Origin of the sequence: Nocardia jinanensis (assembly GCF_014645735.1) — a bacterium.
Taxonomy (GTDB): domain Bacteria; phylum Actinomycetota; class Actinomycetes; order Mycobacteriales; family Mycobacteriaceae; genus Nocardia; species Nocardia jinanensis.
In genome coordinates, this window is the sequence record NZ_BMMH01000009.1 from 24,415 (window position 1) to 50,816 (window position 26,402).

Sequence of the window (26,402 nt, forward strand, 5' to 3'; positions counted from 1 at the left end):
ATGCCGACATTGGATGAACTCGCGGAACTGATGCGGGTCCGGCTGGCCGAGGAAGGGCTGGCCGCCGCGCCCGAGGTCCCGGCCCGGCGCGATTCCGGGCGGGCACCGCTGTCGTTCGGGCAGCGGTTCGTCTGGGCGCATCAGCAGATCGACCCGGACAGTACCGCCTACAACGTGTGCCAGGTCCTGACCTTCCGCGGCGAGGTACGCGATACCGCGCTACGGCAGGCGTTCGCGGCGTTGGCGCAGCGGCACGAGGTACTGCGCACCACGTATCACGTGGACGAATCCGGTGATCCCTACCAGCGGATACACGCCGACCTCGGGCTCCGGATCACCGACGCCGATCTGACCGGCGAGGACACCGCGACCGCATGTCTGCGCGTCGACGAACTCGTGACGGCCGCCGCGCACGAGACCTTCGACCTGTCCGCGGATTCGTCCATGCGACTGACCTTCGTCCGCCTGGACACCGAGACGGTGGTCGTGGTCGTGGTCATCCAGCACATCGCCTGGGACGGGATGTCGCTGTCGGCGCTGTCGCGGGATGTAGAGCGGTTCTATCGGCAGGCGCTGACCGGAGAGGTGTGGGTCGAGCCGCCGGCCCGGCAGGTCGCCGATTTCGCGGAGTGGGAGCAGGATCGCTACGCGCGTGCCGACCACAGCGCCGAGGACGAGTTCTGGGCCGGGCGTTTCGACCGCGAGCTGCCCGAACTGGCACTGCCCTACGACCGGCGGCCGAGCGTCGTCACCGAGCGGGGTACGCGTTCGGACCGCCTGCTGAGTGCCGCCGCCGAGACGACACTGCGCACCCTCGGCGAACAGTTGCGGGCCACTCCACTACAGGTGTTCCTCGCCGCCTGCTATCTGTCGCTGCGCCGGATCACCGGTACCCGGGACATGGTGGTCGGAACCGCGGTCGCCAATCGGGAGGAATCGGGAACCGAGGACCTGATCGGCAACCTGATCAATATGTTGCCGCTGCGGCTCACCGGCGGCTCGGCCGCGACCTTCGCGGATCTGGTCCGGCATATCGGCGAGGTGACCAATGCGGCCTTCGCGCACAAACATTTCTCGCAGGAGGCGATCGTCCGGGCCGTCAACCGGGCCACCGGCAATATCGGCTCGCGCCTGTTCGACGTGCTGGTGCTGTTCGTGCAGCAGCAGTTCGGCGGACCCGAACTGCCCGGGGTGACCACGAGCTGGCGGCTGGCCGATCACGGCGCAGCGCTGCTGCCGCTGGCGGTGGAGGGGTTCATGCACCCCGACCGGGTGGAGGTGCAGATCACCTATCGCACCGACCTCTTCGACGCCGCCACCGTCGACCGGTTGCACGAATACCTCGATCGCATCCTGGCGCACGCGGCCGCGGCCGCACCCCTCGACCGGCTGCTGGCGCTGTCGGAGGCCGACGCCGAGAGACTCGCCGCTTGGTCGGCCGGGCCCCGGGTACCGATCCAGCGCGACACCCTCGACGGCATGATCCGGGACGCCACGGTGAACCATCCCGGCCGAGTGGCCGTGGTCTTCGGTGATATCGAGCTGACCTACGCCGAATTCGGTACGCGGGTGGCGGCGCTGGCCCGGCTCCTGGCCGAGCGCGGCGTCGGTCCCGGTGACCGGGTCGGTGTATTCGCCGAACGCAGCGAACAGCTGCCGGTGATCTTCGCCGCGGTGCTGCGGGCCGGGGCGGTGTACACGCCCATCGATCCGAGCTACCCGGCCGACCGGATCGCGTTCCTCGTCGACGATGCGGCTCCGGCGCTGCTGGTGCGCTCGGTCACCGGCGATCATGCGCTCCCGGCTGCCGCGGGTGTCGCGGTCGTCGACCTGGCAGACGACAAGATCGCCGGGGCACTCGAGCGGGCGCGGGGTCTGTCGGCCGAACCGGCCCGGCCGGTGCATCCGCTCGATGCCGCCTACCTGCTCTACACCTCCGGTACCACCGGCCGGCCCAAGGGCGTCGTGGTCGGCCATCGCGCCGCCGCCAACCATGTGCAGTGGATGCGGGACCATTTCGGCTTCGGTGCCGAACGGATTCTGCAGAAGGCGCCCATCGGGTTCGACGTCTCGGTATTCGAACTGGTCAACGCGCTGTGCACCGGTTCGGCGACCGTACTGCCGCCGCCGGACTGGTGGCAGGCGGACGTGGAGGCGCTGACCGAGATCATCGCCCGGCACCGGATAACCCAGATCTCGCTGGTGCCCAGCGTGGTACGCGCGCTCCTGGACTCCGGGCCCGATCCGGACCGATTCCGGTCGATGCGGTTCGTCTATCTCGGCGGGGAAGCGGTACCACCGGCGCTGGTCGCGGAATCGGGCCGGGTGTTCGGCGGGACAGTACTGGGTCTGTACGGACCGACCGAAGCCGCCATGGACATCACCCACGAGGACTTCACCGGCGCGCCGGAACAGGGACCCGCGCTGATCGGGATTCCGGAGGCGAATTCGTCGGTGTTCGTCCTGGACGAGCAGCTGCGGCGGGTGCCCGCCGGAGTCACCGGCGAGCTCTACCTCGCGGGAGTCCAGCTGGCACAGGGATACCATCGGCGTCCCGGCACGTCGGCGGCAACGTTCGTGGCCTGCCCGTTCCCGGGCGAAGCCGGGGCGCGTATGTACCGCACCGGCGATATCGCGCGGTGGAATTCCCGTGGGCGCCTGGAGTACCTGGGCCGGGCCGACGATCAGGTGAAGATCCGCGGGCACCGGATCGAGCTCGGTGAGATCGGCTCGGTGCTGAAGCAGGTGCCCGGGATCGCGGCCGCGGCGGCCGTCGCAGTGGCGAAGGACGCCGATACGGCATTGGCCGCCTACTACGTGCCCGAGGCGGATTCGCCTTTCGCGACCGGGGGCGAGGCCGAGAACGTCACTTATCTCAGGGCCCGGCTGGCCGAACGGTTGCCCGAATACATGATTCCCGCGGCGCTGGTCCGGCTGGACCGCCTGCCGCTGACCGCCAACGGGAAACTCGACCGCAAGGCCCTGCCGCTGCCCGACCTGGGCAGCGAGGCCGGCCGGGGCCGGGCGTTGCGCGAGGACACCGAACACGCAGTGGCGGAATCCATCCGGTCCGTGCTGGAGATCCCCGGCGCGCCGGTGCTGGCCGCCGACGACGATTTCCTCGCCCTGGGCGGGGATTCCATCAGCGCGATCCGATTGGTGTCGGCGCTGAAGAAGCGGGGTCTGGCGATCACCACCAGCGCCCTGTTCGGGGCTCGCACTATCGCCGCGATCGCGGCCGCTACCGCGCCGGTCGTCACCGCGATCGCCCCGGCGCTGCCGGACTGCGGCGATACGGGCTGGATTCCGCTCGGCTCTGCCGCGTCGGAACTCGCCGCGCTACCCGCCGCGGTCTATCGCACCCGCAGCCGGGCGACCGCACTGGTGACCCCGGCCGCGACCACCGCGCACCGACTCACCGCGGCGATCCGCGCCCTGGTCGATCGGCATCCGCTGCTGCGGGCCCGGATCGGCACCGGCCCCGACGGCCGGATCTCCTACTACGTGCCCGGCCCGGACGAGGGCACCGGATTCCCCCGGATCATCGAGGCCGAACTGCCTGCCGGGCAATGGGATCGGGTCGCGGATGTGCTCACCGAACAGGCACGCACCGCTGCGGAAACGCTGGACCCGGCAGCCGGAGCCATGGTGGCAGCGGTATGGGTGCGGACCCCCGATACGGCGACCGGGCGGCTCCTGCTGGTGATCCACCGCCTGGTGGCCGACGCGGCGTCGTGGCGGATTCTGCACGACGATCTGCGCCGGTGGTGGGCCGGTGAACCGTTGGAGGCGGTCGCGGGGACCTCGGTGCGAACCTGGAACACGAACCTGGCCCGGTATTCCGGGACCGAAGCGGTGGCCGGTGAACTCGCCTACTGGCAGGCCGCGGCGGCCGGCCCGGACCCACTGCTGGGTGCGCGGGAACTCGATCCCGCCACAGATATCGTCGCCGCCGAGGTCACCGTCGAACTCGATCACAACGACACCGCGTTCCTGTCCCGCACCGCCACCCGGGCCTTCGGTTGCGATTTCGGTGCTATCCAGATCGCCGCGCTGGCCGTGGCCGTGCACCGCTACCGGCGCGCTCGCGACCGGGATGCTGCCACGGTATCGCTCACCGTCGAAGGACACGGCCGGCCCGAGGAGCTGTTCGCCGGTGCCGACCCGACCGGCACCGTCGGAGCGTTCGCGAGTGCGTATCCACTGGTATTGGATATCGCCGCCGGGTCGGGCGAGCCGGATACGGTCACCGCGGTCAAGGCGGTCAAAGAGCAGCTACGTGCGGTCCCCGGCTCCGGTCTCGGCTACGGATTGTTGCGCGGTTCCGTTCCCCGAGAGGTGCCCGCACCACAGCTGAAATTCGGTTACCTGGGCCGATTCACCGTCGGCGGCACCACCGAAGCCGGTGGTATCGCACCGGAATTCGGTTTCCCGGGCGGGTGTTCCGAACCCGGTCGACCGGTCGACGCGCTGCTCGATATCGATACGGCGATACTCGTCGACGCGGGCGAACCGGTATTGCGCGCCTCGTTGCGCTACGCCGACGGCGCGCTGACCGCGGCCGAGGTCGGCGAACTGGCCGACCGGTGGCTCGGCGCGCTGCGCGAGCTGGCGAACACGGTGCGCGAGAACCCGGGCCGGCGGCCGACTCCCAGCGATGTACTCGCCGCCGAGGTGACCCAGCTCGACTTGGACCGCTGGTACGGCAGCTACGGCGCCTACGAGGATGTCTACCCACTGGCGCCCATGCAGTCCGGCCTGTTCTTCACCGCCCTGAGTGCCGGGTCCGCCGATCTCTACAACGTGCAGACCCTGATCGGTGTCCGCGGTGATCTCGATATCGAGCGGCTGGCCGCCGCCTACGACACGGTGCTGAACCGCTACCCGAATCTGCGTATCACGGTTGCGGTATCGCATGCGGGCACGCCCTACGGCATCGTGGCGCCGCACGTCGATATCCCGGTCCGCGAACTGGATTTCTCGGCCGGCCCGGATCCGGCGGCCCGGCTGTCGGAACTGTTGCGGGCCGATCAGGCCGAACAGTTCGATCTCGGCCGGGGACCGATGTTCCGGGTCACCGTGGCGCGGTTGCCCGAAGCCCGCCACATGATCGTGCTGACCATGCATCATCTGCTGCTGGACGGGTGGTCCGGGCAGCTGCTGACCCAGGAGATATTCGCCGAGTTCGCGGTACCGGGGGCCGAACCCCTCGCCGATCCGGAGACTTTCGCCCGCTTCCTGGAGCTGGTCCGCAGCGGTGCACAGGCCACCGAGGCGGCGTGGGGCAGTGTGCTCGACGGTATCGAACCGTGCCTGGTCGCTCCTGGGCGCGCACCCGGCGGGTCGACGCAACCGGTGGCGTGCGAGTTCGCGATCGAGGACGATCTCGTGCGGCGGCTCACCGCGCTGGCAACCGAGCTCGGGACCACCTTCGGCGTGGTGTGCCAGCTGGCCTGGGCCAACGCACTGCGCTACGTGACCGGTACCGGGACTCCGGTGTTCGGCGAGTCGGTATCGGGCCGCCCGGCCGATCTCGACGGGGTGAACGAAGCCATCGGCTGTTTCGCCAATATCGTGCCCGCCGTCGTGCCGATCCACCGGGACCGGACCTGGCGTGAATCGCTCACCGAGACGCAGTCGCGGCGGGTGGAACTCATGGAGTACCACCAGTACCCGCTGACCTCGGCGATCCGGGCCACCGGGGCGCGCAAGCTCTTCGACAGCATGTTCGTCCTCGAGTCGTATCCGGCGCGCCGCCGGGAGCTGGCGGGACTGCTCGGTGACGCGGGGCTGGAGCTGGTGTCCTTCGACGCCGGCGGCGCCACCGACAACGCGCTACTGCTCATGATCTTCCCGGCGAATTCGCTACTGCTCAGCGATCGGGTCGAGGCGATCATCTTCTACGCCGAGGACGCCTTCGAACCCGATGACGCGCGGATCGTGCGGACCGCCTTCTACAACACCCTCCGCGATATCGCGGAACATCCGGACCGCCCGATCGGGGCGGCACCGATCCTCACCGACGAAGACGAAGGACTGCTGGTGATGCGGAGGATGTGGCAGTGACCGCCGAGATCGAGGACGTCCTGGCGCTGAGCCCGCTGCAGGAAGGGCTGTTCACCCTGGCGCAGCTGACCGCGGCGGGACACGATGTGTACTCCATTCCGTTCGCGGTCGATATCACCGGCCCGCTCGATATCGCGGTGTTGCGCCGCAGTCTCGAGGCGCTGCTGGTCCGGCATCCGAATCTGCGGGCGGTGTTCTGGGACGAGGACCTGCCGAAACCGGTGCAGATCATTCCCACCGCGGTCGAACTGCCGTGGCTCGAACTGACCGCCACCGACGCCGATATCGACGCGATCACCGAAGCCGAAACCCAGCGGCCGTTCGATCTGCGGAAGGGCCCGGCGCTGCGTGCGGCACTGGTGACGATGCCCGCGGCCACCGACGGTACCGAGCGGCACCGGCTGATCGTCACGGCGCACCACATCCTGCTGGACGGCTGGTCGCTCGGGTTGTTCTTCGCCGAACTGCGCGTGCTGTACGCGGCCGGCGCCGCGCCGGAGGTGTTGCCGCCGGTGCGGCCCTACCGGGATTACATCGGCTGGCTGGCCGGGCGCGATACGGATCTGGGGCGGCAACAGTGGGTCCGGTACCTGGAGCCGCTGAGCGGACCGCTGATGGTCGCCGAGGGCGGGGCCGCGCTGAGCCTCGGCGGTCCCGCCGATCCGGTACCGCCCGAGGTCACCCGGGTCGGCCTGACTGTGGAAGAGACCCGGACCCTGCGGAACTGGGCACGGGAGCACGGCCTCACCCTGAACACGGCGGTCCAGTTCGCCTGGACGCTGGTGTTGTCCCGGCTCACCGATCGCGCGGATATCGTCTACGGCACGGTGGTCACCGGACGCCCCGACCAGATCGCGGGCGTGGACCGGATGATCGGCCTGTTCATCAACACCGTCCCGGTCGCCTTCCAGCTCGACCCGGCCGAACCGGTGGCGGCGAGTTGCCGGCGGCTGCAACGTGAATCCAGCACAATGCGCGAGATCGGCTACCTGAGTCTGTCGGCGGTCCAGCTGGCCGCCGGGCACAGCGCGCTGTTCGACACGATGTTCGTGTTCCAGAACGCACCGTTGGACGGGCTCGCCGCGGATACCGGTATGGGCGGTGTCTCCTTCGAACCGGTGATGTCGAAGAACCTCACCCACTACCCGCTGACGGTGGTCGCGCACGTCTACGAGGACGAACTGCTGGTCGCGGTGGAGGCCGTACCGGGCGCGCTGCCGTACCGGCCGGACGATATCGGGGCCATGATGCTCACCGTCCTGCGTCGCCTGCCCGGCGATGCCGGGACCGCTACCGGTGATATCCAGATCTGCTCCGCCGCCGAGGCCGCCGGCCTGCTACGTCTTGCCGCCGTACCGGAACTGCCGGAAACGGATTCGGCGGCCACGGTGTTCGAGCTGTTCGAACGTCAGGTCGCCGCTTCACCGGATGCTGTGGCGCTCACCGATGCCACCCCGGACGCCGTGGCGCTCGCCGGCGCCACCTCGGCCCTCTGGCGCGCCGATGCCGCCCCGGGCGACACCGGGACCGCCGGCGCCGCCGTCCGGCTGACCTACCAGCAGCTGTACGACCGGTCGGCCCGGCTGGCCCGGGAGCTCGTAGCCGCGGGTGTCGGGCCGGAAGATGTGGTCGCGCTGTGCCTACCGCGCGGTGCCCGGTCGATCGTGGCGGTGCTGGCGGTATTCGCGGCGGGCGCCGCCTATGTGCCTGTCGACACCGCCCTGCCGCCGGCACGGATCGAATCCATTCTTCGCCAGTCCCGGCCGCGGCTGCTGCTCACGGCAGCGGGCTACGCGCCCGACCCGGACGGGCCGCCGGTACTGGACCTCGACGATCCGGCGGTCGCCGACCGTATCGAGCGTCGGCCGGTGGGTGCGCCCCGGGTGCGCCGCCATCCCGACCACTGCGCCTACATCATCTTCACCTCGGGTTCCACGGGTGAACCGAAAGGCGTCGCCGACACCCATCGCGCGCTGGTCAGTTACTTCGCCGACCATCGGGAGCGCGTCTACCGGCCGGCGGTGCGCGCACTCGGCCGGCCGCTGCGGATCGCGCACGCCTGGTCGTTGAGTTTCGACGCCTCCTGGCAGCCCATGATCGGACTGCTCGACGGGCACAGCGTGCAGGTGTTCGGCGAGGAGACGATGCGCGACGCCGCCGGACTGGTCGCGGGACTGACCCGGTTCGGGATCGACATGATCGATACGACACCGTCGATGTTCCGTCAGCTGGAGGCCACCGGGTTGCCGGACGGACAGCTAGCGGTTCTCGCGCTCGGCGGCGAAGCCATCGACGCGCGACTGTGGGCGCGGCTGCGCTCCCTGTCCGGTATCGCGGTGCACAACTGCTACGGGCCGACCGAGACGACCGTGGAGGCGGTGGTCGCCAATGTGACCACGCCCCGGCCGGGCGACCCGGATCCGGACTCGGCCACCATCGGCCTGCCGACCGCCGGAATGGCAGCCTACGTACTGGATTCGCGGTTGCGTCCGGTTCCGGTCGGTGCGGTGGGAGAGCTGTATCTGTCCGGGCCGCAGGTCGCCCGCGGCTATATCGGGCGCCCCGCGGCCACGGCCGGACGCTTCGTCGCCGATCCGGTTCGCGCCGGGGACCGGATGTACCGCACCGGTGACCTGGTGCGGCACCGCCCGCACGGCGGGCTCGAATATCTGGGACGTGCCGATGATCAGGTGAAGATCCGCGGCTACCGGATCGAGATCGGCGAGGTGGAGACCGCGCTGCGGGATCTGCCCGGTATCGCCGCCGCCGCCGCGATCGTGCACCGCCGGGGCGACAGCGCGGGTCTGGTCGGATTCCTGGTGCCCGAGCCCGGTGCGCCGGTGGACCCGCCACGTCTGCGCACGGCCCTGGCCGAAGTGCTGCCCGCCTATATGGTTCCCGGGCGGCTCACGGTGCTGGCGGAGCTACCGGTCAACGCGAATGGCAAACTCGACGTCCGCGCACTGTCCGCTCGTGCCGCGGAACTCGTGCGCGAGCAGCGCCGGGAAGGGGTGCCGGCAGCGCCGTCCACTCCGACCGAGCAGGCACTCGCCGCGGTACTCGCCGAGGTGTTCGACGGTGGTGCACCGGGTGTCGACGACGATTTCTTCGGTCTCGGAATGGACAGTATCGTCGCGATCTCGCTGGTGAACCGGGCCCGGCGGCACGGTCTGGCGGTGACACCCCGAATGGTGGTGACAGCGCCGACCATTCGCGATCTGGCGGCCGCGATCGACGCGGGCGCGGCCGTGGCGGCGGAATCGGACGAACCCGATTACGGGGCGGTGCCGCCGCTGCCGATCGTGTCGTGGATGTACGCGCAACCGCACTACCGGCGGCTCGCGCAGGGCGTACTGCTGACCATCCCGGACGGGATGGCGCGTGCCGAGCTGGAGACGGTACTGCAGGCCGTGCTGGACGGGCACGACACGCTACGGGCGGTACTTTCCGAAACCCCGGATGGTCCGAGGCTGGTCACCCGGGAGCCGGGCACCGTCGCCGCGGCTGCCGTACTGACCGATCTCGAACTCGACTCCGGTCGCACCGGATCCGAGGTCGCGGAGACGATCGGTGGTGTGGCCCGCGCGGCGCTCGACGAACTCGATCCGGCCGGCGCCCAACTGGTGCGCGCGCTGCGTTTCCGTGGCACGCCCCGTGGCGACCTGCTGCTGCTGGCCGTCCACCACTTGGCGGTGGACGTGGTGTCCTGGAGCATTCTCATCGCCGATCTCGCGCAGGCCTGGGAGCAGGTCGTGGCGGGTGGGACTCCGAAGGTCTCCGGGGAGCACACCTCGTACCGGCGGTGGTCGCAGCTGCTGTGGCAGCGGGCCGGGCAACCGGAGGTACTCGCACAACGCGACTACTGGGTGGCGCAGGTCCAGGCCCCCGATCCGGTACTGGGCGAGCGCGCACCGCGCGCGAGCGATACCTGGTCGTCCCTGCGGTTCACCGAGGTACCGACCTCGGCGGCGGCCACCGCGCGGATCCTGGAGGCCGCGACCGGGCCGGACGGTGTCCGCGATCTGCTGCTGTCCGCGCTGACCGCGACGCTGGCGTCGTGGCGGCGGGAACGCGGCCACGATCACCGCACCGGGGCGCTGATCGCCATGGAGAGTCACGGGCGGCCCGATATCGTGGCCGGTTGCGATACCTCCGCGACGGTCGGCTGGTTCTCGAATGTGTACCCGGTCCGGCTCGGCGCGGACGAGTACGCCGTGGATGTGGACCGGGCCGAGACCGAACCGGACGCGGCTCGCGCGCTGCTGGAGTCGGTGGCCGCGCGGATGCGCGAGATCCCCGAACAGGGTTTGGATTTCGGGCTGTTGCGCGAGATCGTGGGCGTCCCGGAACTGGCCGGTGCCGCGGATCCGCAGGTCGAATTCAACTATCTCGGGCGCCTGGACCTCGGCGGATACGGCGAGGGCGATTGGTCGATGATCACCGATCCCGACCTGGCGGCGGCATTGCCGGTGGATACCGAACCCGATCTGCCCGTGCGCTATCCACTGAGTCTCATCGCCACCGTCGAATCCACCTCGGAAGGCCCGCGGCTGATGACCCGCTGGCGGTGGAGCGAAGGACCGTTCACCGGGGCCGAGATCGACCGGCTGGCCGAATTGTGGCGCCGGGCCCTCGCCGCATTGGCACCGCTGCCCGCGGACCACATCGCACGGGAGTCGTGAGAACCCGTGCACCTATTCGTCATCGAGCCCCGCAGCAGAGGGTCGCGTATTTCGCTGGACCCGTCTCTGCCGGCCGGGCACCGGACCGGGATGTTCCGGTCGTTTCGACACAGCACCAGAGCGGAGTGATCGTATGCAGAGTCCAGGGTGGATCAGGAAGTTCCACAGATCGAAAGCGGCCGAGCCGCTACCGCTGCTGATCTTTCCGCACGCGGGGTCGGGAGCCTCGGCCTACCGGGCCCTCTCCAAGGCCTTCAGCGCGGATTTCGATGTCTTCGTCTTCCAGTATCCCGGCCGCCAGGACCGGGCGAACGAACCGGCGCTCACCTCGCTGGTCGATATCGCCGCCGGTGCTTTCGCGGAGTTCCGGGCCGCGGGGGCGCACCACGGACTGCCGTTCGTCACCTTCGGGCACAGTATGGGTTCGCTGGTCTCCTTCGAATTCGTACAACTCGCCGAGGCGGCGGGCCTGCCGGTGAACCAGGCTGTGATCTCCGCGGCGGTCGCGCCCTGCCGCGGCGCCCATCGCAAACCGGCGCCGACCGACGACGACGAACTGCTCGACCATCTGGCGAAACTCGAGGGCACCGGCTCCGACGTGCTCGCCAGCCGTGAGCTGATGCGGATGGCGCTTCCCGCCATCAAGGCCGACCACCGGGCTTCCGACGACTACCGCTGCGATCCCGAGGTGAAGATCGCCACCCGGATCCACGCGATCGGCGGTGACCGCGATCCGATCGTCAGCATCGCCGATCTCAACGGCTGGCGCCGCCACAGCGACGAGGTCGAGGTCACGGTGTTCGACGGCGGCCACTTCTACCTCAACGACCATATCGCCGCCCTCGCCGGGCTGGTGGCGATGAGCGCACGCTCGGGATCGAACGCATGACACGAGGATCAGCAATGGCTCAGGAATCCGATATCGACCATGTCGTCATCGCCGGTATGGCCGTGGAGGCGCCCGGCGGGATCGAAGAACCCCGTGCGCTGTGGGACGCGCTCGTGGCATCCCGGGAACTCATCGGCTCGTTCCCGCGCGACCGCGGCTGGGATGTCGACGATCTGCTCTCGGTGCACCGCCACGAGGGCTGGAGCCGGGTCGGCGACGCCGGCGGATTCCTGACCACCGCCGCCGAATTCGATCGCGCGGTCTTCGGTCTCGGCAAACGCGACGCTGTCGCCGCCGATCCACAGCAGCGGGTGATGCTGCGGACTGTGTGGCGCGCGCTGGAGAACGCCGGTATCAATCCCGGGGACCTCGCGGGCGAGGACGCCGGGGTCTTCCTCGGTGCCTCGCCGATGGAGTACGGTCCGCGCGGGTCCGTGGTGCACGAGTACTCCGGCCATCGGATCATCGGCTTCAGTACGTTCGGCATGTCCGGCCGGGTCTCGCACAGCCTCGGGCTGATCGGGCCGTCGGTGAACGTCGATTCCGCGTGCGCGTCGTCGCTGACGGCGATTCATCTGGCGGCCGCGGCCGTTCGCGCCGGAGAATGTGACTGGGCCGTGGCAGGTGCGGTGAGTGTGATGGGCTCGCCCGGGGCCTTCTACGAGTTCGCCAAGTTGAATGCCCTTTCCGACGACGGGCACTGCCGTTCCTATGCCGACAACGCATCCGGCACGTTGTGGGGTGAAGGCGCGGGAGTGGTGGTGCTGGAACCGGAATCGCGGGCCCGGCGACTCGGGCACCGGATCTACGGCCGGATCCTGGCCTCCCACCACAATCACAACGGTGCGGGCAGACCGATTCTGGTGCCCCGCACCGACGCCCAGGAACGGGTGATCCGCAAGACGATCGCCACGGCGGGTATCGATCCCGCGACGGTGGGCATGATCGAGGGACACGGCACCGCCACTCGCGCCGGCGACCCGGTCGAAATCCGCGCGCTGCAGAACACCTACGGCGAGGCGGGCTCGCCGGCCCTGCTCGGTTCGGTGAAGGCCAATACCGGCCACGCCCAGGCCGCTGCCGGGATGCTCGGCCTGACCAAACTTCTGCTGTCCGGTCTGCACGGACAGATACCACCCACTCTGTACGCCGATACGCCGACGACCCGCGTCGACTGGGATCGCACCGGCCTGCGGCTGGCCGCCGAACTCACCGAGTGGAAACCGGTGGACGGATACCGCTACGGCGCCATCTCGTCGTTCGGAGCCGCCGGAGCCAATGCCCACGCGATCATCGCGATGCCTGCCTGTGAGGAGAACGGCGATGTCTAGCCATCGGATGCCCGACGGGTCGATCCCGGTCCTGTTGTCGGCGGATACGCCGGACCTGCTGCGCGAGGAGGCGGCCGCGATCCTGGCCTACGCACACGAGCACACGGCGGTCACCGCGGGCGAAATCGCCGATATGCTCTTGCGCACCCGGGTGCCGCGCCGCCAACGGGCCTTGGTGCTGGTGCGGGACCAGGAGACCCTGGCCGCCGCGTCGGCCGCGGTCGCCGCCGGACGTGAGCACAGCGCGGTGATTCGCAGCAGTGCCGTTGTCGCCCGCAAGCACACCTTCGTCTTCCCCGGGCAGGGTGGGCAGCGGCCGGGTATGGGGAAGGTCTTCTACGACGGGTCATCCGCCTACCGCGACGAAGTGGATCGCTGTGCCGCCGAGTTCGGCGAACTGTTCGGTGCCGCGCCACTGGATTATCTGCTCGATGACTCCGTAGCGGCCGACGATTCGGCCCGGATCGTGCAACCCGCGCTGTTCCTGCAGATGGCGGGGCTGGCCGCGCTGTGGCGTTCGGCCGGTGTGGAACCTGCGTCCGTGGTCGGGCACAGCCAGGGCGAGATCGCCGCGGCGTACGTAGCCGGGAAGATGAGTCGCCGGGACGCGCTGCTGGTCGTGGGCGCCCGGGCCGAGGCGGTCGACCGGATCGCCCCCGACGATTACGCGATGGCGGTCGTCGAGGCCGACCGCGAGGAGGCCGAGGCCCTGCTGGCGCGGCGGTCCGGCTGGGCCGAGGTGTCGGTGGTCAATTCGCCGCGCATGGTGGGTATCTCGGGGGATCGCGAAGTGGTGGGCGAGGTGGTCGATACTCTCGCCGAGGCGGGTCGGTTCAGCCGCGTCATCCGGGTCCGGTACCCAGCGCACACCGGCATGGTCAACAGCCTGCGCGCCGATCTGCGGGCGGGACTGCACGGCCGGTTGACCGAGCAGTATTTCCTGGACAGCGCGGTCGGCGCGTTCGGTGCCACTCTGGGCGAGGCGTTCCCCACCGAGGTGACACTCGACGACTACTGGTTCTGGAACCTGCGCAACACCGTCCGGTTCGATCAGGCGATCGCGGCCGCGGTGGAAGCCGGGGCGGACTCGTTCGTGGAACTGGCCGAACATCCCACCCTGCAGCTTCCGGTCCGGGAGAACCTGGAAACCCTGGCGGCACCGGCCGAGACCACCACGGCGGCGCCCGCGACGGTCACCGGCACCTCCAGCCGGACCGCCGAGGACCTCACACTGTTCACCCGGAACCTGGCGACGCTGGCGGTGAACGACCAGAACTACCGCTGGTCCGCACTGGCCACGGAGACCGGGGTACCCCGCCCACCTCTCCTCGATTTCCCGAATATGCGGATGAGCCGGCAGCGGCTGTGGTTGACCCTCGGATCGAGCACCGCACCGGCACCCCGGCCGCCCGCCGCGACTCCGGCGGCCCTGGCGCCGGTGGCGGCGACCCCGGAGACCGCACGCGTGATCCCGGCTCAGCTGCTGATCGAGCAGTGGACCAGGCTGACGCGGCGAAAGCTGGTGGCGCCGCGTGCCATCGGCCTGGTGGACGCCTCCGGTACGTGCGCCGAACTGGCCGACGCGCTGTGCGCCGAGGCGGAGAACCACGGCGCGAGCGCCCGGGTCGTCGCCGCCGATGCCGGTGACGACCGCGCCGGCATCGATGCGATCGTCGTCCTGCTGCCCGCGGCCTCGGATCAGGATATGAGCGAAGCGGTCGCGGAATTCTTCGGCACGCGGGCCTGGTGGACCGAGCCCGATCCGGCGGTTACCGACTATTGGCTGGTCACGGTGGGCGGCGAAGCGGTACTTCCCGGCGACCGGCCGCATCCGGTGCCCGCGGCCGCGGCGGCCGGTTTCCGGTCGGTCGGCGCCGAATATCCGGGAATCGCCTTCCGCCATCTGGACCTCGCCACGGCGACCGCGGATACGGCGGCGGCGGTGCTCAGCGCCCTGCACACCGCCGACGAAGCCGAGCTGGCCGTCCGTGACGGAAACCTCTACGCGAAGCGACTGTCCGAGACCGAGCCCGCCGCGGATCCGATCGGCGTACCGCGCAATGTGCTGATCACCGGTGGCACCGGCAAGGTCGGCCTGGAATTCTGCGCGCATTTCGCTCGCGTCGGCACGCAGCGGATCACCCTGATCAGCCGGTCGGGTGAAACAGCGGAGGTGACGCGGAAACTGGCGCCCATCCGGGCGAGCGGTGCCGATGTGCGGGTGCTGTCCTGTGACGTCGGTGATCCGGTCGCGGTACGGGCCGCGGCCGCCGGGTTCGGCGACGTGCCGATCGATTTCGTGCTGCACGCCGCGGCCGACTACGCGGGGATCGAGGGCATCGAACTGGCCGAGCTCTCCCGTGCGCAGGTCGTCGAACTGCTGCGAGCCAAGGTCGGCGGTCTCACGAATGTGCTGGACGCGCTGCCGTCGGCCGCGAGCGCCCGGGTGCTGCTGTGCTCCTCGCTGGCCGCGACACTGGGCGGCCGCGGCACCGTCGTCTATTCGGCGGCCAACCGGATGCTGGACGCCCTCGCCCACCGGCTGCGCGCCGCGGGCGTGGACTGTGTTTCGGTGCAGTGGGGGCAGTGGGCGGTCCATGAAGGTGTGGGCGCTTCGGATATCGCGAAACTGGCCGATGTCGGGTATCTGCCGATGCGTTCGGCCGACGCCATCGCGCGGGGACTGAGCTTGCCCGCCGGAAATGCGGTGATCACCGCATTCGATTGGGACCGTGGCCGTTCGGTGTTCGGCGCGTTCGGCCACGGACCGCTGCTCTCCGGTCTGGTCACCCCGGCGGCCGGGATGCGCACAGATCCGATGCCGGACTCGGCAGTCGTACCGGCCGCTGCTGCCGCGGTCTCCCCGGCTCAGCGGATCGTGGCGCTGTTCGCGCACGTGCTCGGCGAGGACGATCTCGCGTCGATCGATACCACCCGGTCGCTGGTCGCGCTCGGTCTGGATTCGCTACAGGCCCTGGAACTGCGCCGCCTCGTCCAGCAGGAATACGGCTACGAACTGCCGGTCGGCGATCTGGTCGGTGGGGCCTCGCTCGACGATGTGGTCCGGCTGGTCGGGGACCGGCCCGCACTGCGGTCGCCGCGGGCCGCGACGGCACCGGTGGCATCCGGTGCCGATTCCGCGCGAACGGCGCCGCGTACCGAGGCACGCCCGGTGCCGTCCGCGCCGCTGGACACGGCGGATCTCGGTGAACGGGTCCGCTGGGCGGCCGAACAGGTCGTGCCCGCGGAGCTGGACAGCGAGCGCTTGCGCTCCGCCCGGCACGATCTCGACCTGTTCGGTGCGCACGCCATGCACCGTGCCCTGGAACCGGTCCTGCGAGATCGAGCCGTGCACACCGTCGCGGATATCGCCGAACGACTGAAGGTCGCCGAGCGGCACCGCTGGCTGCTGCGGCAGTGGCTACAGGAACTCACCCGGCACGGATCCCTGGCCGGCGATCCGGACAGCGGCTACCGCTATGTCCGCGAGATACCCGTTCCGGCCAGGAAAGAACTGGTGCAGGCCTGCACGGAGCTGGGGTACGCGCCCCAGCTCGCCACCTTCCTCGGCGGCACCAACGAACATCTGACCGAACTGGTCCAGGACCGGATGCGGGTACAGGAGTTGCTGTTCCCGGACGGGGACATGTTCACCGCGGAGGCGACCTATCGCGAGAACGCGATCAGCCGCTACCTCAACCACGCCGCGCGTGAGATCGTCGCCGGGACGGTCACCCGGCTGAGCGGCGACCGGTCGCCGGTGCGGATCCTGGAACTCGGCGCGGGTGTCGGCGGAACCACCGACGATGTCGTGGCCGGTCTGACCGAGCTGCCCGTCGAATACCACTTCACCGATGTCTCGAACTTCTTCCTCGACGCGGCGCGTCTGCGGTTCGCCGACCGGCCGTGGATGCGGTTCGCCATCGTGGATATGAACGCCGATCTCGCGCGGCAGCCGCGCTACGACCTCGTGATCGCCTCCAACGTGCTGCACAACGCCCATCACATCGGGCATACGCTGCGCGAACTGCGCGAACTGCTGAATCCCGGGGGCGCCGTGGTGTTCATCGAGACGGTGGTGGCGCACAGCCAGTTGCTGACCTCGGTGCACTTCCTCATGTCGCCCGCGCCCGGGCAGCCGCATGCGGGGGCCACGGATGTGCGGGCCGGCACCGATCGGATCTTCCTGACCCAGGACGAATGGGTGGACCAGCTCGCGGCATCGGGTCTGCGGCCGATGCTGGTGCTGCCGGACGACGATCATCCCCTGGCGCTGCTGGATCAGCGTGTGTTCGCCGCCGTACGCGATGCGTAGACGGCCCCGGATGTGAACGAATAGAAGTCGCCGGGTCGGCGGCTCGGAACTCCCAGGATGGAGAACACGATGTCAGAGAAACAGGCGGACTCCGGCGATGCGATAGTCGTCGAGTCCGTCGTGAAGTCGTTCGGCGAGGTGAAAGCGCTGCGCGGGATCGACTTCCGCGTACCGGCCGGGAGCGTGCTCGGCGTGCTCGGCCCCAACGGGGCGGGTAAGACCACCACGGTTTCGGTGCTGTCCACGCTCATCCGGCCCGATTCGGGCCGGGCGGTGGTGGCCGGGTACGACGTCGTCCGCGACGCCGCCGAGGTACGGAAATCGATCATGCTCACCGGCCAGTACGCGGCGCTGGACGAAATGCTCACGGGCCGGGAGAACCTGGTGCTGTTCGGGCGGTTGCTGGGCCTGCGCAGCAAGGCGGCTCGGCAGCGGGCCGGTGAATTGCTGGAACGCTTCTCGCTCACCGAAGCGGCCGACCGGCGGGTAGGGCAGTACTCCGGCGGTATGCGCCGCCGTATCGATATCGCGTGCGGGCTGGTGCGTTCGCCCCGGGTGGTGTTCCTCGACGAACCCACCACCGGCCTGGACCCGGTGAGCCGCCAGCAGTTGTGGGCGCTGGTCCGCGAACTCAAAGCCCAGGGCGTCACCATCCTGCTCACCACTCAATACCTGGAGGAGGCGGATGCGCTCAGCGACAACATCATCGTCGTCGACAGGGGCACGGTGATCGCCGAGGGCACCGCCGACGTGCTCAAGGCCCGTTCGGGTTCGAGCTACTGCGAGGTCGTGCCGGTGGACCCCGCAGACGTACCCGCCGTGGTGGCCGCACTGTCGCCGCTGTCGGAATGCACCGTCGCCGACTCCGCGGACCGGGTCTCGTTGCCCGCACCCGACGGTGCCGCGACCCTGACCGCCGCGCTGGCCCGGCTGACCGAGGCCGATATCGAACTGATCGATATCGCGCTGCGGCGGCCGTCGCTGGACGAGGTCTTCATCCGGCTCACCACCCGGACCGCGCAGACCGAGCCGGTAGAGGCCACGCCATGAGCGAGTCGGGGTCGGAGGCGGTAGCGAAGCGTGACCCAGAGTCCTCGCTCGTGCCCGATGGGAACAGTACGAATGTCGCGGTGGAGTCGGTGGCGGGCCCGTCGGAAAGCTTGCAGGTTCCACCCGGTATGCAGTGGGCCGCGCTGAGCGAGCGGTCGATCCGGGCGGCGGTGCGGGAGGGCGATCTGATCCTCGCCTTCGCCGCGCCGCTGACCTTCTTCGTCTGTTTCTATGTGCCGCTGCGGAAATCCGTGGAGGCCGGCGGTGTCGACTACGCGCAGTATCTGCTGCCGTTGATCGTCGTGCACGCGATGTTCTTCAGCTCCATGTTCGCCGCCGACCGGGCAGCCCGTGAAGTCGCCGAAGGTATGGGCACCCGGCTGCGCGCCATGCCGGTGGCCCCGTGGGTGCCGCCCGCCGCCCGGGTTTCGGCGAACCTGGCCCGCGCGATCACCGCGATCTTCGGTGCGCTGGTGATCGGGTCACTGTTCGGGTTCCGCTTCCACGGCCTGGTACCCGCCCTGGTGTTCCTGGGTCTGGTCCTCGGGTTCGGGGTGGCGATGATGCTGGCCACCGACGCGCTCGGTACCGCGACCGCCAACCCGCAGGTAGGCGCCACGGTGCTGTTCGTCCCGCAACTCCTGCTGGTCATGGTCTCGACCGGTTTCGTACCGGCCGAAGGTTTCCCGGGCTGGATCCAGCCGTTCGTGCGCAACCAGCCGGTATCGCAGGTGGCCGACGCATTGCGCGGGCTCGCCGACGGACGCTGTCCGGATGGCCTGCCGGTCGCCGTGGCCTGGGTCGTGGGTCTGCTCGTGGTGGGCGCTGCTCTGGCGGTATGGACGGAAAGGAAGCGGCGGTGACCACATTTCTGGATCAGGCGCTGGTGGAGACCGGGCGTCTGCTGCGGCGCTGGAGCCGCCAGCAGGAGGTGCTGTCCACCACCCTGGTGCTGCCGATCCTGTTGCTGCTCATGTTCGAACTGGTGCTCAGCCGCACGCTCGGCACCAGCGACGGCGCGGAGCCGCTCTACGGTTTCGTACCGTTGATCGCCATCGCGGGCGCCATGTACGGCGCCATGGGCACCGGGGAATCACTGTTCGGGGAGCGCCAGAGCGGATTGCTCCGCCGGTTCTGGGTGCTGCCTGTGCATCGGGCCAGCGCGCTGCTGGGCCGGTTGATCGCCGAATGCGCGCGCGCCACGGTCGCGACCCTGCTGGTGGTCGTGGTCGGGATACTGCTGGGCCTGCGGTTCGACAACGGCTGGATCGGGGTGTTCGGGGTGATCGCGGTCCCGGTGATCGTGGTCGCCGGATTCACCCCGCTTGTGGTCGCGGTCGGGGTGAGCCGGGCCGGTGGTCAGGCCGTGCAGGTATTCGCGATCGTGGTGCTGGTCGGCATGTTCTTCAATTCCGGTTTCGTACCGCTGGAGAACTATCCGGGCTGGTTGCAACCCATCGTCCGGGGCCAGCCGATGAGCTGTGCGATCGAGACGATGCGCGGGTTCCTGCTCGGCGGGCCGGTCGCCACGCCGCTGATACAGACCGTGGCCTGGGCGGTGGGAATGATCGCGGTATTCGGGGCACTCGCCGTGCGTGGTTACCGGAAGGCGGCCGAGAGCTGATCTCTGATCCGGGAGGTCCGGGGTTCGGCGACGGCGTCCTCCGAATTCCGGTGCCGGTGATTCTCGGGTCTGCCCGACGCGGACAGTCCGCCGTAGCGTGCCGATATGCGTCGAATTACCCTGCTACTGTGCGTTATCGGTGCCGCGATGGCCGGTTCGATCGGTCTGGCGTCACCCGCGAAGGCGGAGTCGGTCGAATCCACGCCGCTGCGCACCCTGTCCAGCGGCCTCTGTGTGGGCGAAGTGCGAGTGACCGCGTCGGCCGGGCCCGAGCCCGGAACGGCCGTGATCTCGGTACCCCCGGTTTCCAGCCTGTTCGGGATCCCGGCGCTGTCCGGCGCGTGTTCGTTCGACCTGATCGTGCGCTGGCGCAACCTCGACACCGGGGCGAGTGGAGCCGATCAGATCCGGGAAACCGTCGGTAGCCCAGGATGCGATATCTTTATCTGCTCCGCGTGGCGCATCCACCCGGGATGGGGCCGCATCGCCATCGAGGTCGCGTCGAATCTTCCGCACTTGCCCGGCTCGGCCGAGCTCCTAATTCCCTGAACCGGGCAGGCGCGGGTCCGAACCGGAGGACGGAGGGGTGGACCGTCCCCCCGGGCCTCACAGCTCGATGCGCTGGTCTTCCGACAGGAAGAGCTTGTCCGATTCCACCACGCCGAAGGTCCGGTAGAACTCGGCGATATTACGGACCACCTGATTCACCCGGAACTCGTCGGGCGAATGGGTATCGCCGGCCAGCAGTCGTTCGGTGACCTCGGGGGTCGATTTGGAGCGCCAGATCCGAGCGTAGGAATTGAACATGGTGTGGAAGTCGGGGTTCGTGACACCCTGACGCTGTGCGGCGATCCGGTAAGCGGCCAGCGCGATCTGCAGCCCGCGCAGATCGGCCAGGTTCTCGCCTACGGTGAGCGCGCCGTTCACATGCTGTTCCGGGGACAGGCCCTCGGGGACCAGTGCGTTGTACTGCTCGATGAGCTGTTGGGATTTGGCGTCGAAGGCGTCGCGGTCGGCGGGGGTCCACCAGTCGCGCTGGTTGCCGTCACCGTCGAACTTCGAGCCCTGATCGTCGAATCCGTGGCCGATCTCGTGCCCGATCACCGCACCGACCCCGCCGTAGTTCACCGCGAGCTCGGCGTCCTTGTCGAAGAACGGTGGTTGCAGGAAAGCAGCGGGGAAGACGATCTCGTTGTTGGTGGCGGAGTAGTAGGCGTTCACCGTCTGCGGTGAGGCGCTCCACTCGGCTTTGTCCACCGGTTTCCCCAGCCGGTCGAAGGACCGCTTCACCTCGAAATCGTTGACGGCGCGCAGCGATTCGATCAATTTGCCGCGGGTGACCTTCAGGCCGGAATAGTCCACCCATTTGTCGGGATATCCGAGCTTGGCGCCGATTTTGTCCAGCTTCTCGATCGAGGCGTTGCGGGTCTCCGGAGACATCCAGGTGGAGTTGGTGAAATTCTCCCGGTAGGCCGACATCAGATCGTCGACCATCGCCTGCACCCGTTCCTTGGCCTCGGGCGGGAAATGCTTGTCCACGTACAGTTTGCCCAGCTGTTCGCTCAGATTGCTGTCCACCGAGCCGACGGCCGATTTCCACAGTTCCGGGCGCTGCTTCAGCCCCGACATCAGCCGCCCGTTGAAATCGAAATTGGCGTCGGAGATTTCCTTGGGCAAGACGTTGGCGTAGGTCTTGAGCACTGCGAGCTTCAGATAGTCCTGCCAGATCGCGATATCGGTCGCGGCCCAGATCTTGCCCGCCTCGGTGACGAACGACGGCTGGTTCACCACCACCTTCGCGAACAGATCCTGCGGCCGGTCGGTGATACCCCGCAGCCACGGAACCCAGTCGTATTCCGGGGCAAGCGCCGTGGCCTTGTCCCATTCGAGGACGTTGTAGGTGGCCTCGGCGTCGCGATTGCGGACGTTGTCCCAGTGGGCGGCGGCGATCCGGGTCTCCAGGTCCAGCAGCCGTCCGGCGATCCCGGCCGGGTCGGGCAGATCCGCACCCTTGGCCAGGCGTTCCAGGTAGGTCCGGTAGCCGGCGAGTTCTTCGGCGAACTGCGGGTCGCGGTAGTACTGCTCGTCCAGACCGAGCCCCGATTGGCCGATCGAGGGGATATAGGCGGAGGAGTTCTTCTGGTCGATGCTCACCCCGATACCGATCAGCCCGCCGATCGGCAGCCGGCCCATCACCTCGGCCAGGGCCGGTTTGTCCTTCGCGCCCTCGATCTCGGCGAACATCGAATCCAGCGGAGTCAGGCCGAGCCGTTCGATCTCGTCCAGGTTCATCCGGGCGTCGAAGAGGTCGCGGATCTGCTGGGCCTCGGTCCCGTCCTCGGGGTCGCTGATGCTCTCGATGATCTCCCGCAATTGCTGCTGGGTGCGCTCACCGGCCTCGCTGAACGCGCCGTAGGAGGTCTTGTCCGGCGGTAGCTGATATTCGCGCAACCAGGTGCCGTTGACGTGCCGGTACAGGTCGTCCTGGGGCCGGATCGCCGAATCGGAGCCGCTCATATCGACCGAGACCAGGCTCTTCGTTTCCGCCTCGGAACACGAGGCCAGCCATGCGGCCGCGGGGGCCAGCCCCAGGGCGACCAGGAATCCACGGCGATCGAGCACGAACCGACGATCCGATGATTTCAACGAAACCTCTCCCCGATGCGGGACCCGCACCTCTTCTAGGCGAACCGGCCCCATGAGGCTACCGGCGCCCCATCCTGAAGTCGCGCCCGGAGACACCGACCAGTCCGGCCCCGGGGTCGTAGGCATCAACAGCCGGGGCGCCGCCTGCTTCTGGAACGAAGGAGCGAGGCGGCCGAGTGTGTGGTCGGCCGTCCATTGATCGCCGACCTGAGCCCGCCCGTGTGGTGGTCCTATCCAGGTGGTCGAGGCGCACCACGCACAAATCTTCCGTCTACTCCGGACGGTCCACCTCCGCAGGCGGGCCCGCCCCGCGGCGCCGAAGGTGCCGCCGATAAACACAGCCCCGATTTCGGTTCTAGCTGCGGATTCGCTATCCTTGATCGGTTGCCTGCGGGCCCGGTGCCCGCGATTCGGCCGTGAACCCCCGGTGGTTGATCGTCTAGATCGGATAGAACCGCTGGTAGGCGCGCGTTCGGGTGGTGACAGACCATGCCCGTCGGGTCGGCAATCCGGCGTGCTTATCGTCCAGGTCGAGGAGGCTGAAGTGATTCAGCAGGAGTCGCGGCTGCGCGTCGCCGACAACACGGGTGCCAAGGAGATTCTCTGCATCCGCGTTCTCGGTGGTTCGTCGCGCCGCTATGCCGGTATCGGCGACGTCATCGTCGCCACCGTGAAAGAAGCCATCCCCGGCGGCAACGTCAAACGGGGTGACGTGGTGAAGGCCGTCGTGGTGCGCACCACCAAGGAACGGCGCCGTCCGGATGGTTCCTACATCCGTTTCGACGAGAACGCCGCCGTGCTCATCAAGCCGGACAACGATCCGCGCGGCACCCGCATCTTCGGCCCGGTCGGGCGCGAGCTGCGCGACAAGAAGTTCATGAAGATCGTTTCGCTGGCCCCGGAGGTGCTCTGATATGAAGGTGCACAAGGGCGATACCGTGCTCGTCGTCTCGGGTAAGGACAAGGGCGCCAAGGGCAAGGTCATCCAGGCCTTCCCGAAGGACAACCGGATCCTGGTCGAGGGCGTGAACCGGATCAAGAAGCACGTCGCGGACTCCGCGAACCTGCGTGGCGCGTCCTCGGGCGGCATCGTGACCCAGGAAGCAGCCATCCACGTCTCCAACGTGATGGTCGTCGACTCGGACGGTAACCCGACCCGGATCGGCTACCGCACCGACGAAGAAACCGGCAAGCGGGTTCGGATCTCCCGTAAGAACGGGAAGGACATCTGATATGACCACCTCCGAGAAGGTGCAGCCCCGGCTCAAGCAGCGCTACCGCGAAGAGATCAAGGACGCGCTGAACACCGAGTTCGCCTACCCGAACGTCATGCAGATCCCCGGCGTGGTCAAGGTCGTGGTGAACATGGGTGTCGGCGACGCCGCCCGCGACGCGAAGCTGATCAACGGCGCGGTCGAGGACCTGGCCCTGATCACCGGTCAGAAGCCGCAGATCCGCAAGGCCACCAAGTCCATCGCGCAGTTCAAGCTGCGTGAGGGGATGCCGATCGGCGCCAAGGTCACCCTGCGTGGCGACCGGATGTGGGAGTTCCTGGACCGGCTGGTCTCGATCGCCCTGCCCCGTATCCGCGATTTCCGCGGTCTGTCGCCCAAGCAGTTCGACGGCAACGGCAACTACACGTTCGGCCTGAGCGAGCAGTCGATGTTCCACGAGATCGATGTGGACAAGATCGACCGTCCGCGCGGTATGGATATCACCGTTGTCACCACCGCGACCAACAACGAAGAAGGCCGTGCCCTGCTGAAGCACCTCGGCTTCCCGTTCAAGGAGAACTGAGACATGGCCAAGAAAGCACTGGTCAACAAGGCCAACCGCAAGCCGAAGTTCGCTGTGCGCGCCTACACCCGCTGCCAGCGTTGCGGCCGGCCGCACGCGGTGTACCGCAAGTTCGGCCTGTGCCGCGTATGCCTGCGTGAAATGGCGCACCGGGGCGAGCTGCCGGGCGTGCACAAGAGCTCCTGGTGAGCTGATCCGGCCGGATTCGTCCGGCCCGGACTTCATAGCGTGCGGAAGGGACCCGAGCTGCGGCTCGGGTCCCTTCTGTGCTTCCGTAGGTGTCGTGATCGTGAAATAGCGATCACGCAGCCCGGTTTCCCCGCCGGTGCGCCGCTCCCGGAGTTGATCGACCTCGATCGCCGCATCGGACAGGTCTCGCTCGGGAGTGGTTCCACAGGACGGTGCCGAGGCCCGGACCGCGGCAGATCGTCGCTGTCGCGGTAAGGCGAATCAGCTACGAAGCAGACCGCCGACGAGGAGTAGTAGAGACTGCTGGGCCTGTGCGCGGGCGGTGTCCTTGTCGTCGGCGTGGGCGACGATGAGGCCGGCCTCGGATACGGCGCTCAGGATGAGCTGTGCCAGGACCGGTACGGCGGTAGCGGTGATCAGGCCGGTATCGCGTGCGCGTTGCAGCTCGGTGGTGACGAGACCGAGGCCGTGGCGGGCTTCGAGTTCGCGCCACGCCTGCCAGCCGAGTACCGCGGGCGCGTCGAACAGGGCGATGCGGATCATCTCCGGTCGCTGGCAGATCTCCAGAAACGCGTTCAGGCCGGAAGCCATCGCGGTGAGGATGTCATCGGTGACCGGTGCCTGCAAGGCGTGTTCGATCTCGGTGGTGATCTCTGATTCGAGCCGCTCCAGGACGGCCAGGAACAGGCCGCGCTTATCGCCGTAATGGTGTTGCAGGGCACCTCGGGTGACTCCGGCCGCGGTGACCAGTTGCTCCGCGGAGGTGCCGGTGTATCCCTGCTCGGCGAACAGCCGCCGCCCGGCCTGTTCGAGCGAGGTCCGGGTGGTACGGGAGCGGTCCTCCTGGCTACGGCGTGGCATGCAGCCGAGTGAACTCCAGAATTCGCCGGGTGAGCAACTCGGGCTGATCCTCGGGTATCAACGTGTAGGAATCGTCGATGAGGTCCAATGTGGCAGCGGGTAGGTCGCGGACCAGGCGTTCGGCGAACGATACCGGGAACAGCTTGTCCTCTGCGGCCCAGACGACCAGCACCGGTACGGTCACCGATGCGAATCGGGTGGCGGCGTCCAGGGTGTAGCGGCGATGCGCGTGCAGCAGGAAACGACGCAGATCGTCGCGGATCGCGGCCGATTCGCGGCTGGGCCGGAGAAAGGAGTCGACTGTCGCGGGTGGGATCGGGTTCTTGGTCAATCGGCCCAGCGCCAGCGGTAGCCGCTGCACCATCCGGGAACGGAGGAGTTCGGTCGTGAGCCGGACCGCTCCGGGAACGCGGGCCAATCGTGGCAGCAGGGTGAACGGCTGCGGTAGGAAGCTCTCGTAGGAGTCCACCGCGGCGAGTACGACGCGGCCGATACGCTCCGGTTTGCGGGTCAGCAGAACCTGTGTGATGGCGCCGCCGGTGTCGTTGGCGACGATCGTGACATCGCTGAGTCCGAGGTGCTCCAGGAATTCGGCGATGAGGTCGGCCACTCCGGTCGGAGTGAGGTCCGCGTCCGGAACCGGGATCGAATGCGCACCGAGCGGCCAGTCCGGGGTGATGCACCGATAACCCGCCGCGACCACCTGTGGGACCACCTTCCGCCACAGGTTCGCGTTGACGAGCAGCCCGTGTACGAAGACCACCGGTGGTCCGCTGCCGGTATCGGCATAGCGGACGCTGCCGTCGTTCAGGTGCGCGATAGCGCGGGGGCCTAGTTCGCTTCTCATCGGTGTCCTCCTCGTCGGTCGGCCCCTCGATAGTTACATACATACTGAATGTATGTCTATGCTTCGAGGTAGATCGAGCTCGGTCGATGTCTGCGCCGGGGCTCC

General features: G+C 68.5%; 16 protein-coding genes. 13 read left to right on the forward strand and 3 right to left on the reverse strand.

What is annotated here, in order from left to right:
* The 9 genes from IEY68_RS20960 to IEY68_RS21000 all read left to right on the forward strand — a co-directional run bounded on the left by IEY68_RS20960 (position 1) and on the right by IEY68_RS21000 (position 20,506).
* Positions 1-6,066, forward strand: a complete 6,066-nt coding sequence (locus tag IEY68_RS20960; protein ID WP_062999048.1) for a non-ribosomal peptide synthetase — start codon at positions 1-3, stop codon at positions 6,064-6,066.
* The gene (locus IEY68_RS20965) at positions 6,057-10,748 is read left to right on the forward strand and encodes a non-ribosomal peptide synthetase (RefSeq protein ID WP_058857027.1); all 4,692 of its coding nucleotides are present in this window, start codon (positions 6,057-6,059) and stop codon (positions 10,746-10,748) included. The genes IEY68_RS20960 and IEY68_RS20965 overlap by 10 nt, the downstream gene beginning before the upstream one ends.
* A 133-nt stretch (positions 10,749-10,881) precedes the next feature.
* The gene (locus IEY68_RS20970) at positions 10,882-11,637 is read left to right on the forward strand and encodes a thioesterase II family protein (protein ID WP_058857026.1); all 756 of its coding nucleotides are present in this window, start codon (positions 10,882-10,884) and stop codon (positions 11,635-11,637) included.
* A 14-nt stretch (positions 11,638-11,651) separates the two neighbouring features.
* Positions 11,652-12,968, forward strand: coding sequence for a beta-ketoacyl [acyl carrier protein] synthase domain-containing protein (locus IEY68_RS20975; RefSeq protein ID WP_229718894.1), 1,317 nt, complete (start codon positions 11,652-11,654; stop codon positions 12,966-12,968).
* 55 nt (positions 12,969-13,023) lie between these two features.
* Positions 13,024-17,283 carry a nocobactin polyketide synthase NbtC gene (gene nbtC / locus IEY68_RS20980; protein WP_229718913.1) on the forward strand — a complete coding sequence of 1,420 codons (4,260 nt, stop codon included), beginning with the start codon at positions 13,024-13,026 and terminating at the stop codon, positions 17,281-17,283.
* Positions 17,284-17,352: 69 nt separating this feature from the next.
* The gene (locus IEY68_RS20985) at positions 17,353-18,333 is read left to right on the forward strand and encodes a daunorubicin/doxorubicin resistance ABC transporter ATP-binding protein DrrA (RefSeq protein WP_058857051.1); all 981 of its coding nucleotides are present in this window, start codon (positions 17,353-17,355) and stop codon (positions 18,331-18,333) included.
* Positions 18,334-18,383: 50 nt separating this feature from the next.
* A complete protein-coding gene (locus tag IEY68_RS20990; protein WP_229718895.1) occupies positions 18,384-19,196 on the forward strand; it encodes an ABC transporter permease in 813 nt (270 codons plus the stop codon).
* Positions 19,193-19,957: an ABC transporter permease gene (locus IEY68_RS20995; protein ID WP_058857049.1), complete on the forward strand. Its 765-nt coding sequence runs from the start codon at positions 19,193-19,195 to the stop codon at positions 19,955-19,957. The genes IEY68_RS20990 and IEY68_RS20995 overlap by 4 nt, the downstream gene beginning before the upstream one ends.
* A 105-nt stretch (positions 19,958-20,062) precedes the next feature.
* Positions 20,063-20,506, forward strand: coding sequence for a hypothetical protein (locus tag IEY68_RS21000; RefSeq protein WP_156426424.1), 444 nt, complete (start codon positions 20,063-20,065; stop codon positions 20,504-20,506).
* A gap of 57 nt (positions 20,507-20,563) precedes the next feature.
* Here the strand turns inward: IEY68_RS21000 and IEY68_RS21005 are convergent, their stop codons facing one another.
* Positions 20,564-22,579, reverse strand: coding sequence for a M13 family metallopeptidase (locus tag IEY68_RS21005; protein ID WP_058857022.1), 2,016 nt, complete (start codon positions 22,577-22,579; stop codon positions 20,564-20,566).
* A 568-nt stretch (positions 22,580-23,147) separates the two neighbouring features.
* On the opposite strand from IEY68_RS21005, the gene rplN reads away from it, so the two are divergent.
* Genes rplN through IEY68_RS21025 form a run of 4 tightly spaced genes read left to right on the forward strand, consistent with a single transcriptional unit; the run spans position 23,148 to position 24,589 of the window.
* Positions 23,148-23,516, forward strand: a complete 369-nt coding sequence (gene rplN, locus IEY68_RS21010) for a 50S ribosomal protein L14 (protein WP_058857048.1) — start codon at positions 23,148-23,150, stop codon at positions 23,514-23,516.
* A gap of 1 nt (position 23,517) precedes the next feature.
* Positions 23,518-23,835, forward strand: a complete 318-nt coding sequence (rplX, locus tag IEY68_RS21015) for a 50S ribosomal protein L24 (RefSeq protein ID WP_058857021.1) — start codon at positions 23,518-23,520, stop codon at positions 23,833-23,835.
* 1 nt (position 23,836) lies between these two features.
* Positions 23,837-24,400 (forward strand): 50S ribosomal protein L5, encoded by a 564-nt coding sequence (gene rplE, locus IEY68_RS21020; protein ID WP_058857020.1) that lies wholly within the window; start codon positions 23,837-23,839, stop codon positions 24,398-24,400.
* A 3-nt stretch (positions 24,401-24,403) separates the two neighbouring features.
* On the forward strand, positions 24,404-24,589 hold the full coding sequence (locus tag IEY68_RS21025) for a type Z 30S ribosomal protein S14 (protein WP_014349101.1): 186 nt from the start codon (positions 24,404-24,406) through the stop codon (positions 24,587-24,589).
* A 261-nt stretch (positions 24,590-24,850) separates the two neighbouring features.
* On the opposite strand, the gene IEY68_RS21030 is transcribed toward IEY68_RS21025, so the two are convergent.
* Positions 24,851-25,450, reverse strand: coding sequence for a TetR/AcrR family transcriptional regulator (locus tag IEY68_RS21030; protein WP_058857019.1), 600 nt, complete (start codon positions 25,448-25,450; stop codon positions 24,851-24,853).
* Positions 25,437-26,297, reverse strand: coding sequence for an alpha/beta fold hydrolase (locus IEY68_RS21035; RefSeq protein WP_058857018.1), 861 nt, complete (start codon positions 26,295-26,297; stop codon positions 25,437-25,439). Before IEY68_RS21035 ends, IEY68_RS21030 begins: the two co-directional genes overlap by 14 nt.
* Between the last annotated feature and the right edge of the window lie 105 nt (positions 26,298-26,402).